The organism is Klebsiella sp. CSG-1 (genome assembly GCF_056521145.1).
Genome location: NZ_JBWNLD010000007.1, coordinates 156,897 through 174,629, shown reverse-complemented (window position 1 = coordinate 174,629; position 17,733 = coordinate 156,897). Strand labels below are relative to the sequence as shown.

Genomic DNA, 17,733 nt, shown 5'->3' with positions numbered 1-17,733 from the left:
CCGTTATCCTTCAGGCTAAACGCGTCAATATAGACTCACCCAATGCAGAGACCGCCGTAACGCGCGCCTCACGCCCTTGTGCCTGATATGCAAGATGGATTTCGACATCCGGCTCAGGCAATACACCCGCACCTTGTTGAGGCCACTCCACCAGGCAGATGGCATCATTAGCAAAATAATCACGGATCCCCATAAACTCGAGCTCTTCAGGGTCCGCCAGACGATACAGGTCAAAGTGGTACACCATCAGATGATCGAGCGTATAGGGCTCCACCAGCGTATAGGTCGGGCTTTTGACATTCCCGCGATGGCCGAGCGCGTGTAAAAAGCCGCGGCTGAAGGTCGTTTTCCCCGCCCCTAAATCGCCATACAGATAGATGACCGTCGCGCCAGTACAGGCCTGCGCAATACGGTCACCAAGGTCTAAAGTTGCCTGCTCATCGGCTAAAGGAATCACTCGGTTCATCATGGTTCAGGTCAATCACATCCGGGTTAACAACACGCCTGAGCGTGGAAAAGAGATCGGTCGCCAGCATCCCGCGGCTGCCATAGCGGGCAGCCAGTCGGTCAGCGGCTTCGCCATGCGCCACGCAGCCGGCGCAGGCAGCATCATACGGCGTCAGCCGTTGTCCTGACAGTGCGGCGATAATACCGGTCAGCACATCGCCCATTCCGCCGCTGGCCATCCCGGCATTGCCGGCATCGATAATGCCCATCTCGCCTGCTTCGCTGGCCACCACCGTGCCCGCGCCTTTCAGCACGACCACGCCTCCGTAACGTTTTACCAGACGTTGCGCAGAAAGTAAGCGATCGCTTTCAATTTCTGCCACGTTACAGTTCAGCAGACGGGCGGCTTCACCGGGGTGCGGCGTCAGCACACGATTGTGACGTTTATCGGGATTGATTGCCAGCAGGTTCAACGCATCCGCATCCCATACCATCGGCTTGCGGCAATCCCACACCTGACGCAGCGCCTGAGCTCCCCATTCGTTTTGTCCAAGGCCGGGGCCAATCGCCACCACATCGGCCCACTGCAGGCAGTCATCAACACTCTGCGTCGTCAGCTCGTGGACCATTAATTCAGGCCTGGCGGCGACGATAGGGGCAATGTTTTCTTTGTGAGTGAGCACTCGCACCAAACCCGCCCCCGCCCGTAACGCCGCTTCACCGGCCATGCGGATAGCGCCAGCGGTACCGCGATCGCCACCAATAATCACCAGCTTACCGTGATCGCCTTTATGCGATGTCGGACGTCTTGGAGGGAGCCAGTCGGCCAGCTGTGACGCATCGAAACGCCGCAGCGGCACCGTCTGCGCAGCCAACCAACTTTCGAGTCCCAGCGCGTGGTAGTACAGGCGGCCAACCACATCCCGGGCTTTGCCCGTCAGCAGCCCGGGCTTGAGGCCAATAAACGTGATCGTGCAGGCCGCATCTATCACCGCCCCAGGGGTGCTCCCGGTTTGCGCATTGAGTCCCGAGGGAATATCCAGCGCCACAACCGGCGCAGGATGCGCATTCGCACGCTGGATTAAGGTCGCGATGTTCTCCCGCGGAGCGCTATGCAGCCCGGTGCCAAGAAGCCCATCGATAATGAGAGAAATATCCTGTGGCCAGGGGATATCTGCGGCGTGAATGGTTCCACCGGCGTTCAACCACGCATCACGCGCGGCGCTGGCTTCTTCCGGCAGCGCTTTCTCGCTCTCGAGTGCCAGCAGCGTGACGGCGATGCCGTCGGCCTGCGCCAGGCGCGCCACCACGTAGCCATCACCACCGTTATTGCCATGACCGCAGAGGATCAGCCAGTGCTTGCTGGCAGGGTAGTCGGCTCGCGCTCGCTGAAAAGCCGCTTCCCCGGCCCGCATCATCAGTTCAAACAGCGTCAGGCCCAGACTGTCCGCCGCCGCTTTTTCCGCGCGCCGCAGCGCATCTGCAGGCCAGATGAAGTGTGGTATACTCACAGGGTTTTTCGTCATCGTATGGTCCATCATGTCTCAGCCCCTCGATCTCAATAAGTTAGCGCAGCAAATCAAGCAATGGGGCACTGAACTGGGGTTCCAGCAGGTCGGGATTACCGATACCGATCTCAGCGCCAGCGAACCTAAACTGCAGGCATGGCTGGATAAACAATACCACGGCGAGATGGAATGGATGGCGCGCCACGGAATGATGCGCGCCCGTCCCCATGAGCTTCAGCCCGGTACGTTACGCGTGATCAGCGTGCGGATGAACTATCTTCCCGCCAACGCCGCTTTTGCCCGCACCCTGAAAGATCCCACGCTGGGTTACGTCAGCCGTTATGCCCTTGGGCGTGATTATCATAAACTGTTGCGTAACCGCCTGAAAAAACTCGGAGAGATGATTCAGGAACAGTGTACTTCGCTCAATTTTAGACCGTTTGTCGATTCTGCGCCCATTCTGGAGCGCCCTTTGGCGGAAAAAGCCGGACTTGGCTGGACCGGCAAGCACTCGCTGATTCTCAACCGCGATGCCGGATCGTTCTTTTTCCTCGGCGAACTGCTCGTTGATATTCCGCTCCCCATCGACAGTCCGGTGACGGAAGAGTGCGGCCGTTGCGTGGCCTGCATGACTATCTGCCCCACCGGCGCGATTGTCGAACCCTATACCGTGGATGCCCGCCGCTGTATCTCCTATCTGACCATTGAGCTGGAAGGCGCCATTCCCGAGGAGTTTCGCCCGCTGATCGGCAACCGCATTTACGGCTGCGATGACTGCCAGTTGATTTGCCCGTGGAACCGCTTCTCGCAGTTAACGGACGAAGCGGATTTCAGCCCGCGTAAAGCGCTGCATGCGCCGCCGCTGGTAGAGCTGTTTGCGTGGAGCGAAGCCCATTTTCTCAAGGTGACGGAGGGTTCTGCCATTCGCCGCATCGGTCATCTGCGCTGGCTACGGAATATTGCCGTTGCATTGGGCAATGCGCCCTGGGATGAAGCGCATATGACGGCGCTGGAAAGTCGCCGAGGTGAGCACCCACTACTCGATGAACACATTGAGTGGGCGGTGGCGCAGCAAATCGACAAGCGCAATGCCAACGTGGTTGAAGTGCAGTTGCCGAAGAAACAGCGTCTGGTCCGGGTGATTGAGAAAGGGTTGCCGAGGGATGCCTGATTCATTCACAGGCTGTGAATAAAAACAAAAATACATTGCGTTTCAACACGCAGACGTTCGTCAAGTGATCGAATTAACACTTTGAAATGAAATTTATTTGTTAAATATCAAAGAGATAGATTGATATCATTCAACAAGTGAAGTTTTTCAACGTCAGGCGGAAAGAGTTTAACCTGTGGATAACTCTGTTTACAGTATTTTTCTTACGACAGCGGAAAGCATCCCCGGTGCGATTTTGCACTGTGGATAAACTGGAGATGAGAAGAAATTTTGGAGCGGGAAACGAGACTCGAACTCGCGACCCCGACCTTGGCAAGGTCGTGCTCTACCAACTGAGCTATTCCCGCTTGGGTATGGTGACTTTCAAATTTTGGAGCGGGAAACGAGACTCGAACTCGCGACCCCGACCTTGGCAAGGTCGTGCTCTACCAACTGAGCTATTCCCGCTTGGGTATGGTGCTTTCAAATTTTGGAGCGGGAAACGAGACTCGAACTCGCGACCCCGACCTTGGCAAGGTCGTGCTCTACCAACTGAGCTATTCCCGCATACTTCTTGCCATATTTCTACGGCGCCGTGATGTGCATTTCTGCTTCGTCACGGGAGGCGCATTATACGAGAATTCGATTTACCTGCAACCCCCCTGCGAACACTTTTTTGCGTTTTTTGTCTGAATGGACATTTTATCGCCAGACACGCCGCCAAATTGTACAAATAAGCATCGGACAAGGCAAAATAACTTTTTCCAGCCGTGCTAAAGGCGCAAAATCGCTCAGATTTCCGGGTCGCGATACCCGCTAACGGTCAACAACCATGACAAACAGGGAAATTCAGATGACAAGAGCGCTTTCCGTCCTGCTGCTGACCACGCTGCTTGCTGCAGGGACAGCATCTGCGACGACGCTGCATTTCGGCACCACGACGGCCAATCCGCCCTTTGAAACCGTGAATGCGAAAAACCAGCCCTCAGGGTTTGATATCGATCTGGCCAAAGCGCTGTGTAAACAGATGCAGGCCGAATGCAAATTTACCCCGCAGGACTTCAATACGCTGATTCCCGCGCTGCGCTTTAAAAAATTCGATGCCATCATTGCCGGCATTGAAGTCATCCCCATGCGCGAAAAGCAGGTCGCCTTTACCCAGCCCTATCGTCAGACGCTCTCCGGCGTGGTCGTGACGGAAAAAGGGGCCGCCCACCGCTTCGCCGATCTGAAGGGCAAGAAGCTCGGCGTCGTTAAAGGCACCGTCCATCAGCACTATCTGCACGATAAACAAAAAGGGGTCGACGTCATCGAGTATGACAATGAGGCCAGTGCACTGGCCGCGCTGAAAGAGGGGAGCGTGAATGCGGTAATGGGTGACCAGACCACCCTCGACCCGTGGCTGCAGGAGAATCCTGACTACGCCATGATGGATGAACGAGCGACCGACCCGAAATATTACGGCAAGCAATATGCCATTGCGCTACGTAAAGACGATCCGGAGCTGCTCAATGCCATGAATGCTGCGCTGGAGGTGGTTAAGGCGTCGCCTGACTTCCAGGCGATGGAACAGAAGTGGTTTAAATAAGAGAGCAACGCCGGGGCCATCTGACCCCGGCGCTGGCATTACAGCTTGATAAAGTTTTCGCGATAGTAAGCCAGTTCCGCTACCGACTCGCGGATATCATCCATCGCCTGATGGGTGCCCTGCTTTTTAAAACCATCAAGGATTTCCGGCTTCCAGCGGCGCGCCAGCTCTTTCAGCGTGCTGACGTCGAGGTAGCGGTAGTGGAAATAAGCTTCCAGCTCAGGCATATATTTGAACAGGAAGCGGCGATCCTGACCAATGCTGTTGCCGCAGATAGGCGATTTGCCCGCCGGCACCCACTGTTTAAGAAATTCGAGGGTCGCCAGTTCCGCTTCGCGATCGCCCAGGGTGCTGGCCTTAACGCGTTCGACCAGCCCGCTCCCGGTATGCGTACGCACGTTCCACTCATCCATCAGCGCCAGCTGCGCGTCGGACTGGTGAACCGCAATCGTCGGCCCTTCCGCCAGAATATTCAGGTGCGCATCGGTCACCAGAGTGGCGATTTCAATAATGCGATCGCGCTCAGGATCCAGCCCGGTCATTTCGAGATCGATCCAAATCAGGTTGTTTTCATCTGCACTCATGCTATTTTCCACCCATAATTTTACAATTCTGGCCCGTAAAACTTCAGGATGCAGGCAAAGCAACGTACCAGCATCTTGCAAGATGACGGGTCGATATTCATCTTAGATAGCGTGTATCATAGAGGTTTTGCCCACTTAGGGCGACCAGGAGCCAGTCCGATTGAGTAAAAATAAACTCTCCAAAGGCCAACAGCGCCGCGTGAAGGCCAACCACCAGCGCCGCCTGAAAACGACTTCGGAGAAGGCCGATTACGATGACAACCTGTTTGGTGAAACCTCCGAAGGGATCGTCATCAGCCGCTTTGGCATGCATGCCGATGTCGAATCCGCCGACGGTAGCGTTCACCGCTGCAATATTCGCCGCACAATCCGTTCGCTGGTGACCGGCGATCGCGTCGTCTGGAGACCAGGTAAAGATGCCGCCGACGGCGTCAATGTGAAAGGGATTGTGGAGGCGGTACACGACCGAACCTCCGTCCTGACCCGTCCGGACTTTTACGATGGCGTCAAACCCATCGCCGCCAATATCGATCAAATCGTCATTGTTTCCGCGATCCTGCCCGAGCTGTCCCTGAACATTATCGACCGCTATCTGGTCGCCTGCGAGACGCTGGACGTTGAACCGCTGATTGTGCTCAATAAGACCGATCTGCTGGATGCCGACGGCATGGCCTTCGTTAACGAGCAGATGGATATCTACCGCGGCATCGGCTATCGCGTGCTGATGGTTTCCAGTCGTACTCAGGATGGCCTCAAGCCGCTTGAGGAAGCGCTCACAGACCGCATCAGTATCTTTGCCGGGCAGTCCGGGGTAGGCAAATCCAGCCTGCTGAATGCGCTGCTGGGTCTGCATGAAGATCAGATCCTGACCAATGACGTCTCTGACAACTCAGGACTTGGCCAGCACACCACCACCGCCGCGCGCCTCTATCACTTCCCGCACGGCGGCGATGTCATTGACTCCCCCGGCGTTCGCGAATTCGGCCTGTGGCACCTGGAGGCGGAACAAATTACCCACGGTTTTGTCGAATTCCATGATTATTTAGGCCGTTGTAAATATCGCGACTGCAAGCACGATACCGATCCGGGCTGCGCCATTCGTGAAGCGGTAGAAAATGGCCACATCGCCGGGAGCCGTTTTGAAAACTATCACCGCATTCTGGAAAGTATGACTCAGGTACAGGTAAAAACGCGTAAAAGCTTTTCATCATCCGATGACTGACATTTAAGCTGAGCATCGTTAGAATCGTCCCCTTTTTTCAGGACCCCGCACGTTGACGGGGTCAGGAACGACAAATCATGGCCTGGAGGCTACCTTGTTAAACGATCTTAAACTTTCACTGCAATACATTCTGCCTAAACTGTGGCTCACCCGCCTCGCAGGCTGGGGTGCGAGCAAACGAGCGGGTTGGCTGACAAAGCTGGTCATCGATCTGTTCGTGAAATGCTACAAGGTCGATATGAAAGAGGCGCAAAAGCCTGATACCGCCAGCTACCGCACCTTTAACGATTTCTTCGTGCGCCCGCTGCGCGAAGACGCCCGTCCGCTGAACACCGATCCTAACGTGCTGGTCATGCCTGCCGATGGCGTCATCAGCCAGCTGGGCGCCATCGAAGATGACAAAATTTTGCAGGCCAAAGGCCACAACTACACCCTGGAAGCGCTGCTGGCAGGGAACTACCAGATGGCCGATCTGTTCCGCAACGGCACCTTCGCCACCACCTACCTGTCGCCGCGTGACTATCACCGCGTCCACATGCCGTGCAACGGTATCCTGCGTGAAATGATCTACGTCCCGGGGGATCTGTTCTCCGTTAACCACCTGACCGCACAGAACGTTCCGAATCTGTTTGCCCGTAACGAGCGCGTTATCTGCCTGTTTGATACTGAATTTGGCCCGATGGCGCAAATTCTGGTGGGGGCGACGATTGTTGGCAGTATTGAAACCGTGTGGTCCGGTACCGTGACCCCGCCGCGTGAAGGCGTTATCAAACGCTGGACCTGGCCGGCGGGCGACAGCGAAGGTTCCGTCGCGCTGCTGAAAGGCCAGGAGATGGGTCGCTTTAAGCTCGGTTCGACGGTAATCAACCTGTTTGCCCCGGGCAAAGTGAAGCTGGTTGAACAGCTGAAAAGCCTCTCCGCCACCCAACTCGGCCAGCCGCTGGCAACTGCCGTAGAGACCATGTCCGCGACCGCAGATGGCGTCAGCCCACTGAGCGACGCGACGCAAGACGAAGGTTAATTCCTGACAAAAAAGGGTTATGCCGTGCGCCTGATATATATTTTCCTGCTGGCCTGGAGCCTCAGTCTGGGGGCGTACGCAGCGACAGCCCCCGATGCGAAACAGATCGCTCAGGAACTGGAACAGGCGAAGGCGGCAAAACCCGCTCAGCCTGGTACCGTTGAAGCCTTACAATCTGCACTGAACGCGCTCGAGGAACGCAGCGCCTCCCTTGAGCGCGCGCGCCAGTACCAGCAGGTTATCGATAATTTCCCCAAACTTTTCCAGACGCTGCGTTCGCAGATCGGCAATCTGCCCGATGAGCCGCGCCAGGTCTCAACCAACCTCTCCACGGATGCGCTGAACCAGGAAATCCTGCAGGTCAGCAGTCAGCTGCTCGAAGCCAGCCGCCAGGCCCAGCAGGAGCAGGAACGCGCCCGCGATATCGCCGATTCGCTTAACCAGCTTCCGCAGCAGCAGAGCGACGCGCGTCGCCAGCTCAATGAAGTTGAGCGCCGCGTCGGCACGCAAACCAGCAATACGCCGCTGGCACAGGCGCAGAATCTTGGTCTGCAGGCGGAATCTGCGCGCCTGAAAGCGCTGGTGAACGAACTGGATCTGGCACAGCTCTCGGCGAACAATCGTCAGGAGCTGTCGCGGATGCGCGGCGATCTGGCGCAGAAGCAGGGCAAGCTGCTCGACGGCTATCTGCAGGCGCTGCGCAATCAGCTCAATAGCCAGCGTCAACGTGAAGCGGAAAAAGCGCTGGAAAGCACCGAGCTGCTGGCAGAGAACAGTGAAAACCTGCCGCCGGAGCTCGTGGCCCAGTTTAAAGTCAACCGTGAGCTGTCACAGGCGCTGAACCAGCAGGCCCAGCGTATGGATCTGGTGGCCTCGCAGCAGCGTCAGGCGGCCAACCAGACGCTGCAGGTGCGCCAGGCGCTGAATACCCTGCGCGAACAGTCGCAGTGGCTGGGCTCCTCCAACCTGCTGGGCGAAGCCCTGCGCGCCCAGGTAGCCCGCCTGCCGGAAACGCCGAAGCCGCAGCAGCTGGATACCGAGATGGCGCAGCTCCGGGTGCAGCGTCTGCATTATGAGGATCTGCTCGGCAGCCAGCCGCAGCTGCGTTTGATTCGCCAGGCGGACGGCGAGCCGCTCACCAGTGAACAAAGCCGCATTCTGGAAGCGCAGCTGCGCACGCAAACCGAGTTGCTCAATTCGCTGCTCCAGGGCGGCGATACGCTGATACTGGAGCTGACCAAGCTGAAGGTCTCCAACGGTCAGCTGGAAGATGCGCTGAAAGAGATCAACGAAGCAACGCACCGCTATCTGTTCTGGACGTCGGACGTCAGCCCAATCGGTTTTTCGTGGCCGCTGGAAATCGTCCACGACCTGCGCCGCCTGGTCTCTCTCGATACCGTCAGCCAGCTTGGCAAAGCCAGCGCCATGATGTTAACCAGCAAGGAGACGCTGCTGCCGCTGTTTGGCGCGCTGATCCTGGTCGGCTTCAGCATCAGTTCGCGCCGCCACTTTACCCGCTTCCTCGAACGCTCCAGCGCCCGCGTCGGCAAAGTCACGCAGGATCATTTCTGGCTCACGCTGCGTACGGTGTTCTGGTCGATTCTGGTGGCCTCTCCCCTCCCCGTGCTGTGGATGACGCTGGGCTACGGCCTGCAATCGGCATGGCCCTATCCGCTGGCGGTGGCGATCGGCGAAAGCGTCACCGCCACGGTGCCGCTGCTGTGGGTGGTGATGATTTGCGCCACCTTTGCGCGTCCGAACGGCCTGTTTATCGCGCACTTCGGCTGGCCGCGCAGTCGCGTCAGCAAAGCCATGCGCTACTACCTGATGAGCATCGGCCTGATCGTGCCGCTGATTATCGCGCTGATCATGTTTGATAATCTTAACGACCGGGAGTTTTCCGCTTCGCTCGGCCGCCTCTGCTTCCTGCTGATTTGCGGGGCGCTGGCGCTGGTCACCCTGAGCCTGAAGCATGCCGGGATCCCGCTTTATCTCGATAAAGCCGGGAACGGCGATAACATGGTTAACCGCATGCTGTGGAACCTGCTGCTCGGCGCGCCGTTAATCGCCATGCTGGCGGCGGCGATCGGTTATCTGGCCACCGCCCAGGCGCTGCTGGCAAGGCTGGAAACCTCCGTTGCTATCTGGTTCCTGCTGCTGGTGGTCTACCACATCATTCGCCGCTGGATGCTGATTCAGCGCCGCCGGCTGGCCTTCGATCGCGCGAAACATCGACGGGCGGAAATTCTCGCTCAGCGTGCTCGCGGGGAAGATGACGTCGCCCATTCCAGCAGTCCTGAGGGTTCCGCGGAGAACGAAGTGAGTGAAATCGATCTCGATGCGATCAGTACGCAGTCCCTGCGTCTGGTCCGTTCGCTGCTGATGTTGATCGCGCTGGTCTCGGTGATCGTTCTGTGGTCAGAAATTCACTCCGCCTTCGGCTTCCTCGAAAATATCTCGTTGTGGGATGTCACCTCGACGGTGCAGGGCGTTGAAAGTCTGGAGCCGATTACCCTCGGCGCCGTGCTGATTGCCATTCTGGTGCTGATTATCACCACCCAGCTGGTGCGAAACTTACCGGCGCTGCTGGAGCTGGCGATTCTGCAACACCTCGATCTCACCCCGGGAACCGGGTATGCCATCACCACCATCACCAAATATCTGCTGATGCTGATTGGCGGCCTGATGGGCTTCTCGATGATTGGGATTGAATGGGCCAAGCTGCAGTGGCTGGTCGCCGCCCTCGGCGTAGGGCTGGGCTTTGGTCTCCAGGAGATCTTCGCCAACTTTATCTCCGGCCTGATCATCCTGTTTGAAAAACCGATACGTATTGGCGATACGGTCACGATCCGCGATCTGACCGGCAGCGTCACCCGCATCAATACCCGCGCCACCACCATCAGCGACTGGGACCGTAAAGAGATTATCGTGCCTAACAAGGCCTTCATCACCGAGCAGTTTATCAACTGGTCGCTCTCTGACTCGGTCACCCGCGTGGTGTTAACCATCCCGGCGCCGGCGGATGCCAACACCGAAGAGGTCACGCAGATCCTGATCGCCGCCGCCCACCGCTGTTCGCTGGTGATCGATACGCCGGCGCCGGAAGCGTTCCTCGTCGACCTGCAGCAGGGGATTCAGATTTTCGAGCTGCGTATCTACGCCGCCGAGATGGGGCATCGTATGCCGCTGCGTCACGAGCTCCACCAGCTGATTCTGGCCGGCTATCGTGAACACGGTATCGATATGCCGTTCCCGCCGTTCCAGATGCGTCTGGAAAGTATTGATGGCAGAAAAAGCAGCCGGGCGCTGACGTCAGCCGGGAAATCCAGCCGCACGGCGGGGAGCCTGTAACACCCATCGCGCCTATGCGGCGCGATATCCGTTAGCCTGTCCCGCGCTTCCCTTAGCCCGTTCGGTAAGGGAAGCGGCTGGGCATCAGGCGCGATCGACGGTAAAGGCAATCACTTCACTGATGCTTTCGGCGCCCAGCGCCAGCATCACCACGCGATCGACCCCCAGCGCCACGCCGGAACAGTCCGGCAGTCCGGCGGCCAGCGCATCAAGCAGATTCCGATCGATAGGCTGCTGCGGCAGACCGCGGGCCGCACGTTTGCGGTTATCCTGCTCGAAACGCTGCTGCTGTTCACGCGCGTCGGTCAGTTCGTGGAAACCATTCGCCAGCTCAATGCCTTTGTAATAGACCTCAAAGCGCTCCGCCACGCGGTGATCTTCGGTGCTGATTTGCGCCAGAGACGCCTGACTGGCCGGGAAGTGATAGACAAAGGTCGGGCGATCTTTACCAATATGCGGCTCGACGCCCATGGTAAACAGCAGCTGCAGCAAGGTATCCCGGTCTTCTTCCGTATCGGCAATATTGCTCAGATCGAGCTTCGCCGCCGCTTCACGCAGCTGCGTCTTATCGGCCGACAGCGGATCAAGCTCAAGATGACGCAGGAACGCCTGCTGATAAGAGAGGCTTTCCGCCGGCTGGCACTCCAGCACCTGCTGAAGCAAGTCATCGACTTCGTTAATCAGCCGATACATGTCATAGCACGGACGATACCACTCCAGCATGGTGAATTCCGGATTGTGGTGACGCCCCATCTCTTCATTGCGGAAGCTACGACACAGCTGGAACACCGGGCCACAGCCCGCGGCCAGCAGGCGCTTCATATGGTATTCCGGGCTGGTCATCAGATAGAGATCCATCCCCTGCGAATAACCAGGGCCGACGAAACGGGTCTGGAACGGAAACATGTGAATATCCGTCACCGTTGCCTGACTCATGCAAGGCGTCTCCACCTCCAGCACGCCGCGATCGCTAAAGAAACGGCGAATTTCCGCCATTATCGCCGCGCGTTTCAACAGGTTTGGAATGGACGCGCTCGGCTGCCAGGTTGCCGTCTCGCTCATGTTACTTTCTCCGATTTCATACAAGGGCACGAAGTCTACTCGTAACCGTCGGGTGAAACAAATTTTGTGCGAACCGGCCCTCCGGTGACCTACGGAAAAGGTACTGCCGAAGAGAATTCATCACCAGAGCTGATAAACCGGCGCACATATTGACAAAAAAATCGAACACATCAATTTTCCCCATCAACCCTACGGCTATACTCCTTTACCTATAAAGGAGCAGTGATACTTTTTCGCCAGTCCGGCGGCGAAATACACAAAAACTGGAGGAATGTCGTGCAAACTTTTCAAGCCGATCTTGCTGTTATTGGCGCTGGCGGAGCTGGTCTTCGCGCCGCTATTGCCGCGGCGCAGGCAAATCCACATGCCAAAATCGCACTGATTTCAAAAGTCTATCCCATGCGCAGCCATACCGTTGCGGCCGAGGGAGGTTCTGCTGCCGTTGCACAGGATCATGACAGCTTTGAGTACCATTTTCACGACACTGTCGCCGGTGGCGACTGGCTCTGTGAACAGGATGTCGTCGATTACTTTGTCCACCATTGCCCGGAGGAGATGACCCAGCTTGAGCAGTGGGGATGTCCGTGGAGCCGCCGTCCGGACGGTAGCGTCAACGTGCGCCGCTTCGGGGGGATGAAAATCGAACGCACGTGGTTTGCCGCCGATAAGACCGGCTTCCATATGTTGCATACCCTGTTCCAGACCTCCCTCCAGTTCCCCCAAATCCAACGCTTCGATGAACATTTCGTCCTCGACATTCTGGTCGACGATGGTCAGGCCCGTGGCCTGGTGGCGATGAATATGATGGAAGGTTCGCTGGTGCAAATCCGCGCAAATGCGGTGGTCATGGCGACCGGCGGCGCGGGACGTGTCTATCGCTATAACACCAACGGCGGCATCGTCACCGGTGATGGTATGGGCATGGCGCTGAGCCATGGCGTACCGCTGCGCGATATGGAGTTTGTCCAGTATCACCCAACCGGTCTGCCCGGCTCCGGCATTCTGATGACCGAAGGCTGTCGCGGCGAAGGCGGTATTCTGGTCAACAAAAATGGCTACCGCTACCTGCAGGATTACGGCATGGGTCCGGAAACCCCGCTGGGTGAGCCTAAAAACAAATATATGGAGCTCGGTCCGCGCGACAAAGTCTCCCAGGCCTTCTGGCACGAATGGCGTAAAGGCAACACCATCCCGACGCCGCGTGGCGACGTGGTCTATCTCGACCTGCGTCATCTCGGTGAGAAAAAGCTGCTCGAACGCCTGCCGTTTATCTGCGAGCTGGCCAAAGCCTATGTCGGCGTTGACCCGGTGAAAGAGCCGATTCCGGTGCGTCCGACCGCACACTACACCATGGGCGGCATTGAAACCGACCAGCAGTGTGAAACGCGGATTAAAGGCCTGTTCGCGGTTGGCGAATGTTCTTCCGTCGGTCTGCATGGCGCCAACCGCCTCGGCTCCAACTCGCTGGCAGAACTGGTGGTATTTGGCCGCCTCGCCGGTGAACAAGCGATGACGCGCGCTGCACAAGCCGGTGAAATGAACGTTGCGGCGCTGGACGCGCAGGCTGCCGATGTAGAAAAACGTCTGAAAGATCTCGTCAATCAGGAAGGTAACGAGAACTGGGCGAAAATTCGCGATGAAATGGGGCTGTCGATGGAAGAAGGCTGCGGTATCTATCGCACGCCGGAGCTGATGCAGAAAACCATCGATAAGCTGGCGGAGCTGCAGGAGCGCTTTAAGCGCGTGCGCATTACCGACAACTCCAGCGTCTTCAACACCGACCTGCTCTACACCATCGAACTGGGCCATGGCCTGAACGTTGCCGAATGTATGGCGCACTCCGCTATTGCACGTAAAGAGTCACGCGGCGCGCACCAGCGTCTGGATGAAGGCTGCACCGAACGAGATGATGTCAATTTCCTCAAACATACGCTGGCTTTCCGCGATGCGGATGGCACCACGCGCCTGGAGTATGGCGAGGTGAAAATCACCTCTCTGCCGCCGGCGAAACGCGTATATGGCGCAGAAGCGGAAGCAGCCGAGAAGAAGGAGACGGCAAATGGCTGAGATGAAAAACCTCAAAATTGAAGTGGTGCGCTACAACCCGGAAGTGGACACCGCCCCGCACAGCGCGTTCTATGAAGTGCCTTATGATGAACAAACCTCGCTGCTCGACGCGCTGGGTTATATCAAAGATAACCTTGCGCCAGACCTCAGCTATCGCTGGTCCTGCCGCATGGCGATCTGCGGTTCCTGTGGGATGATGGTCAACAAAGTGCCGAAACTGGCCTGTAAAACCTTCCTGCGCGAATACACCAAGGGCATTAAGGTTGAGGCGCTGGCCAACTTCCCGATTGAACGCGATCTGGTGGTCGATATGACCCACTTTATCGAGAGTCTGGAGGCCATTAAGCCCTATATCATTGGCAATCCGCGCACACCGGATCAGGGGCCAAACAAGCAAACCCCGGCGCAGATGGCCAAATACCATCAGTTCTCCGGCTGTATCAACTGCGGCCTGTGCTACGCCGCCTGCCCGCAGTTTGGTCTTAATCCGGAGTTTATCGGCCCGGCGGCCATCACCCTCGCCCATCGCTACAACGAAGACAGTCGCGACCACGGCAAGAAGGAGCGCATGGCGCAGCTTAACGGTCAGAACGGCGTCTGGACCTGTACCTTCGTGGGCTATTGCTCGGAAGTCTGTCCGAAGCATGTCGATCCGGCAGCCGCCATTCAGCAGGGCAAGGTAGAAAGCTCGAAAGACTTTCTTATCGCGACCCTGAAACCACGCTAAGGAGTGCATGATGACGACTAAACGCAAACCCTACGTGCGGCCGATGACGTCCACCTGGTGGAAAAAACTGCCGTTTTATCGCTTCTATATGGTGCGTGAAGGAACCGCAGTGCCAACGGTATGGTTCAGTATCGTGCTGATTTACGGTCTGTTTGCCCTGAAGCATGGCGCAGAAAGCTGGGCTGGCTATGTCGGCTTCCTGCAAAATCCGGTGGTGGTGGTCCTGAACCTGATCACCCTGGGCGCCGCGCTGCTGCACACAAAAACCTGGTTTGAGCTGGCGCCGAAAGCCGCCAATATCATTATTAAGGGTGAAAAAATGGGGCCAGAGCCGGTGATTAAAGGGCTTTGGGTGGTGACCGCGCTGGTGACCGTGGTGATCCTGTTTGTTGCCCTGTTCTGGTAAGGAGGCTGAAATGATCAATCCCAACCCGAAACGTTCCGATGAACCGGTATTCTGGGGGCTGTTTGGCGCAGGCGGTATGTGGGGCGCGATTGTCGCGCCGGTCATGGTGCTGCTGGTCGGTATTCTGCTGCCGTTAGGCCTGGCGCCGGGCGATGCATTCAGCTACGAGCGCGTACTGGGCTTTGCCCAGAGCTTTGTGGGCCGCGCCTTTATCTTCCTGATGATCGTCCTGCCGCTGTGGTGCGGGCTACACCGTATCCATCACGCCATGCACGACCTGAAAATTCACGTTCCGAATGGTAAGTGGGTCTTCTACGGCCTGGCCGCGATCCTGAGCGTTGTGACGCTGATTGGCGTGTTATTCATTTAACCTCCCTGCAGCCCGGTAGCATTCTGTTATCGGGCTCTCTTTTGCAGAAAATATCCCCGCTTTTCTCCAGATAGAATCTACACTTAGCTAAAAAGCCAGCAAGGAAAATGCTATGCGTGTGCTGCCCATTATTGCGGTTGTTGCCGCCTCGTTTCTGGTTGTTGCCTGTAGCACGCCAACGCCGCCACAAGGCGTAACGGTGGTCAGTCCATTTGATACCCAGCGCTATCTCGGCACCTGGTATGAAATAGCCCGCTTTGACCATCAGTTTGAAAGTGGCCTTGAAAAAGTGACCGCCACCTACAGCCTGCGCGATGATGGCGGACTGGATGTGGTGAACAAAGGCTATAACCCCGATCGGGGCATGTGGCAGAAAACCGATGGCGTGGCCTACTTCACCGGCCAGCCGACCCGTGCCGCGCTGAAAGTCTCCTTTTTCGGCCCTTTCTACGGCGGCTACAACGTGATCGCCCTGGATAAAGATTATCGCTACGCGCTGGTCTGCGGGCCAGACCGCGATTATCTGTGGCTACTGGCCCGCTCGCCAAAGGTCTCACCGGAAGTGAAACAACAGATGCTGGACATCGCCACCCGACAGGGCTTCGACGTCAGCAAACTTATCTGGGTTAACCAGCGCTATTAGTCAGTGTGCGCTGATTTTCAGCCCGATAATACCGACAACAATACACGCCAGGCTGGCAATACGCATGGCGCTGGCGGACTCGCCCAGCAGGACGATCCCGGTGATCGCCGCGCCTACTGCGCCAATTCCCGTCCAGACCGCATAGGCGGTGCCGACGGGCAGCGTTTTCATCGCCCATGACAGTAGCGCCATGCTGAGCACCATAGCCACAATCGTGATCACGCTTGGCAGCAGGCGACTAAAACCGTGGGTGTATTTCAGACCAACCGCCCAGACCACTTCCAGCAGACCGGCGATAAATAAAACGAACCAGGACACAGAACCCCCTTGATGGGGCCGTCCCCGAATGCGATACGCTTACAGGTCGTCCCGTAAGGTGTGGATGAAAGCACAGAGATTATAACCGGCAGAACGTACGATGGAAAGAACGGTACGGCCAGTCACCGTACCGTCAGGGTCTATTGCTGAGCTTTTGTCGCAGCCCCAGAAATGGCACTGCCGCCTTCTGAAATATCCTGACCCACACCACGTGTTGTATTACATGCGGTCAGCACAGAAGAGAGGGCCAAAACCGTAAAGAACGCTGCAATTGCTTTTTTCACCATAATATCATCCTTATTACCAGTTTTAGTTATCGTGCCCTATAAGCATAGACAACCTGACCCAGGATGGCGGAATCTCAGCGTTTTTTAAGAGAAAAGGAGTGAATTAGCGGAAGGTGTAAGCGAAACGGTACAGCGAAGCGGTGATCAAAGCAAAAGGTCGGGCAAAAAGGCGCTTAGCTGACCGCACGCGAAATCGCATGCCCCAGCCCCTGGATGTCTTCGCCAACGCCGCGGGCGGTATTGCATCCGGTAAGCAATATTGCGCTCAGAGAGAGCACCAGCAGAAGTTTTATCGCGTTGTTCATCTTCCCTGCCTGCGGTTAATGACCTGCTGTTTCCTTAATGGCTATTTCCTTGACGGCTATAGCAGGCGCAGCACGCTGCTGCGCCAACCCTCTATGGCATGAATTACTTCACGCGGGATACGTATTCGCCAGAGCGAGTATCCACTTTGATGACTTCGCCAATCTGAACGAACAGCGGTACTTTAACCACTGCGCCAGTAGACAGCGTCGCCGGTTTACCGCCGGTACCTGCGGTATCACCTTTCAGGCCTGGATCGGTTTCCACGATTTCCAGCTCAACGAAGTTCGGCGGGGTGACGGAGATAGGCTGACCGTTCCACAGGGTCACGATGCACTCAGCCTGATCCAGCAGCCATTTTGCGTTATCGCCTACGGCTTTCGCATCGGCAGCCAGCTGCTCGAAAGTGGAGTTGTTCATGAAGTGATAGAACTCACCGTCGTTGTACAGGTAAGTCAGGTTCATATCAACAACGTCTGCGCCTTCGGCGGAATCGGTAGATTTGAAGGTTTTCTCTACGCGAGTCCCGGTCAGCAGACGGCGCAGCTTAACGCGGGCAAAAGCCTGGCCTTTGCCTGGTTTTACGAATTCACTGGCTTCAACGGCATAAGGTTCGCCGTCCATCATGATTTTAAGACCGGCACGAAAATCGTTGCTATAGTAAGTCGCCATAAGGCCC

18 protein-coding genes and 3 tRNA genes are annotated in these 17,733 nt (G+C 56.9%); 10 read left to right on the top strand and 11 right to left on the bottom strand.

Going from position 1 to position 17,733, the window contains the following annotated elements; all coding sequences use genetic code 11:
- Positions 1-10: 10 nt before the first annotated feature.
- Both tsaE and nnr read right to left on the bottom strand, forming a co-directional pair.
- Positions 11-469: a tRNA (adenosine(37)-N6)-threonylcarbamoyltransferase complex ATPase subunit type 1 TsaE gene (gene tsaE, locus AC007G_RS18150; protein ID WP_032689837.1), complete on the bottom strand. Its 459-nt coding sequence runs from the start codon at positions 467-469 to the stop codon at positions 11-13.
- Positions 438-1,973: a bifunctional ADP-dependent NAD(P)H-hydrate dehydratase/NAD(P)H-hydrate epimerase gene (gene nnr, locus AC007G_RS18145; RefSeq protein ID WP_180888771.1), complete on the bottom strand. Its 1,536-nt coding sequence runs from the start codon at positions 1,971-1,973 to the stop codon at positions 438-440. Before nnr ends, tsaE begins: the two co-directional genes overlap by 32 nt.
- A gap of 13 nt (positions 1,974-1,986) precedes the next feature.
- Here nnr and queG point away from each other — a divergent pair, with 13 nt between their 5' ends.
- On the top strand, positions 1,987-3,126 hold the full coding sequence (gene queG, locus AC007G_RS18140) for a tRNA epoxyqueuosine(34) reductase QueG (RefSeq protein ID WP_142630551.1): 1,140 nt from the start codon (positions 1,987-1,989) through the stop codon (positions 3,124-3,126).
- Between the two features lie 271 nt (positions 3,127-3,397).
- On the opposite strand, the gene AC007G_RS18135 is transcribed toward queG, so the two are convergent.
- The 3 genes from AC007G_RS18135 to AC007G_RS18125 all read right to left on the bottom strand — a co-directional run bounded on the left by AC007G_RS18135 (position 3,398) and on the right by AC007G_RS18125 (position 3,672).
- A tRNA-Gly gene (locus AC007G_RS18135) sits at positions 3,398-3,473 on the bottom strand.
- A gap of 24 nt (positions 3,474-3,497) precedes the next feature.
- Positions 3,498-3,573 (bottom strand) — tRNA-Gly (locus tag AC007G_RS18130).
- Between the two features lie 23 nt (positions 3,574-3,596).
- Positions 3,597-3,672, bottom strand: a tRNA-Gly gene (locus tag AC007G_RS18125).
- Positions 3,673-3,958: 286 nt separating this feature from the next.
- Here AC007G_RS18125 and AC007G_RS18120 point away from each other — a divergent pair.
- Positions 3,959-4,693, top strand: coding sequence for an arginine ABC transporter substrate-binding protein (locus AC007G_RS18120; protein ID WP_047663816.1), 735 nt, complete (start codon positions 3,959-3,961; stop codon positions 4,691-4,693).
- Between the two features lie 38 nt (positions 4,694-4,731).
- Here the strand turns inward: AC007G_RS18120 and orn are convergent, their stop codons facing one another.
- Complete coding sequence (gene orn / locus AC007G_RS18115; RefSeq protein ID WP_004857009.1) at positions 4,732-5,277, bottom strand: oligoribonuclease; 546 nt, start codon at positions 5,275-5,277, stop codon at positions 4,732-4,734.
- Between the two features lie 160 nt (positions 5,278-5,437).
- Here orn and rsgA point away from each other — a divergent pair, with 160 nt between their 5' ends.
- The 3 genes from rsgA to mscM all read left to right on the top strand — a co-directional run bounded on the left by rsgA (position 5,438) and on the right by mscM (position 10,871).
- Positions 5,438-6,499, top strand: coding sequence for a small ribosomal subunit biogenesis GTPase RsgA (rsgA, locus tag AC007G_RS18110; RefSeq protein WP_032697143.1), 1,062 nt, complete (start codon positions 5,438-5,440; stop codon positions 6,497-6,499).
- A 94-nt stretch (positions 6,500-6,593) separates the two neighbouring features.
- Positions 6,594-7,520 (top strand): archaetidylserine decarboxylase, encoded by a 927-nt coding sequence (gene asd, locus AC007G_RS18105; RefSeq protein ID WP_032689844.1) that lies wholly within the window; start codon positions 6,594-6,596, stop codon positions 7,518-7,520.
- Between the two features lie 24 nt (positions 7,521-7,544).
- Entirely contained in the window at positions 7,545-10,871 is a 3,327-nt protein-coding gene (gene mscM, locus AC007G_RS18100) for a miniconductance mechanosensitive channel MscM (protein ID WP_032689845.1), read from the top strand.
- An 84-nt stretch (positions 10,872-10,955) separates the two neighbouring features.
- On the opposite strand, the gene epmA is transcribed toward mscM, so the two are convergent.
- A complete protein-coding gene (gene epmA, locus AC007G_RS18095; protein WP_032689847.1) occupies positions 10,956-11,933 on the bottom strand; it encodes an elongation factor P--(R)-beta-lysine ligase in 978 nt (325 codons plus the stop codon).
- Between the two features lie 276 nt (positions 11,934-12,209).
- Here epmA and frdA point away from each other — a divergent pair, with 276 nt between their 5' ends.
- The 5 genes from frdA (at position 12,210) to AC007G_RS18070 (ending at position 16,146) form a co-directional block, all read left to right on the top strand.
- Positions 12,210-14,000, top strand: coding sequence for a fumarate reductase (quinol) flavoprotein subunit (gene frdA, locus AC007G_RS18090; RefSeq protein WP_032689848.1), 1,791 nt, complete (start codon positions 12,210-12,212; stop codon positions 13,998-14,000).
- Positions 13,993-14,727 (top strand): fumarate reductase iron-sulfur protein, encoded by a 735-nt coding sequence (frdB, locus tag AC007G_RS18085; RefSeq protein WP_032689849.1) that lies wholly within the window; start codon positions 13,993-13,995, stop codon positions 14,725-14,727. Before frdA ends, frdB begins: the two co-directional genes overlap by 8 nt.
- A 10-nt stretch (positions 14,728-14,737) precedes the next feature.
- The gene (gene frdC / locus AC007G_RS18080; RefSeq protein ID WP_032689850.1) at positions 14,738-15,133 is read left to right on the top strand and encodes a fumarate reductase subunit FrdC; all 396 of its coding nucleotides are present in this window, start codon (positions 14,738-14,740) and stop codon (positions 15,131-15,133) included.
- Between the two features lie 10 nt (positions 15,134-15,143).
- Positions 15,144-15,503: a fumarate reductase subunit FrdD gene (gene frdD / locus AC007G_RS18075; protein ID WP_032689851.1), complete on the top strand. Its 360-nt coding sequence runs from the start codon at positions 15,144-15,146 to the stop codon at positions 15,501-15,503.
- A gap of 112 nt (positions 15,504-15,615) precedes the next feature.
- Positions 15,616-16,146: a lipocalin family protein gene (locus tag AC007G_RS18070; protein WP_032689853.1), complete on the top strand. Its 531-nt coding sequence runs from the start codon at positions 15,616-15,618 to the stop codon at positions 16,144-16,146.
- Here the strand turns inward: AC007G_RS18070 and sugE are convergent, their stop codons facing one another.
- The 4 genes from sugE to efp all read right to left on the bottom strand — a co-directional run bounded on the left by sugE (position 16,147) and on the right by efp (position 17,726).
- Positions 16,147-16,464: a quaternary ammonium compound efflux SMR transporter SugE gene (gene sugE, locus AC007G_RS18065; protein WP_032689854.1), complete on the bottom strand. Its 318-nt coding sequence runs from the start codon at positions 16,462-16,464 to the stop codon at positions 16,147-16,149.
- Positions 16,465-16,604: 140 nt separating this feature from the next.
- Positions 16,605-16,751 carry a lipoprotein toxin entericidin B gene (gene ecnB / locus AC007G_RS18060; protein WP_004097935.1) on the bottom strand — a complete coding sequence of 49 codons (147 nt, stop codon included), beginning with the start codon at positions 16,749-16,751 and terminating at the stop codon, positions 16,605-16,607.
- 173 nt (positions 16,752-16,924) lie between these two features.
- On the bottom strand, positions 16,925-17,056 hold the full coding sequence (locus AC007G_RS18055) for an entericidin A/B family lipoprotein (protein ID WP_032689855.1): 132 nt from the start codon (positions 17,054-17,056) through the stop codon (positions 16,925-16,927).
- Between the two features lie 103 nt (positions 17,057-17,159).
- Positions 17,160-17,726 carry an elongation factor P gene (efp, locus tag AC007G_RS18050; RefSeq protein WP_004856970.1) on the bottom strand — a complete coding sequence of 189 codons (567 nt, stop codon included), beginning with the start codon at positions 17,724-17,726 and terminating at the stop codon, positions 17,160-17,162.
- Positions 17,727-17,733: the final 7 nt, after the last annotated feature.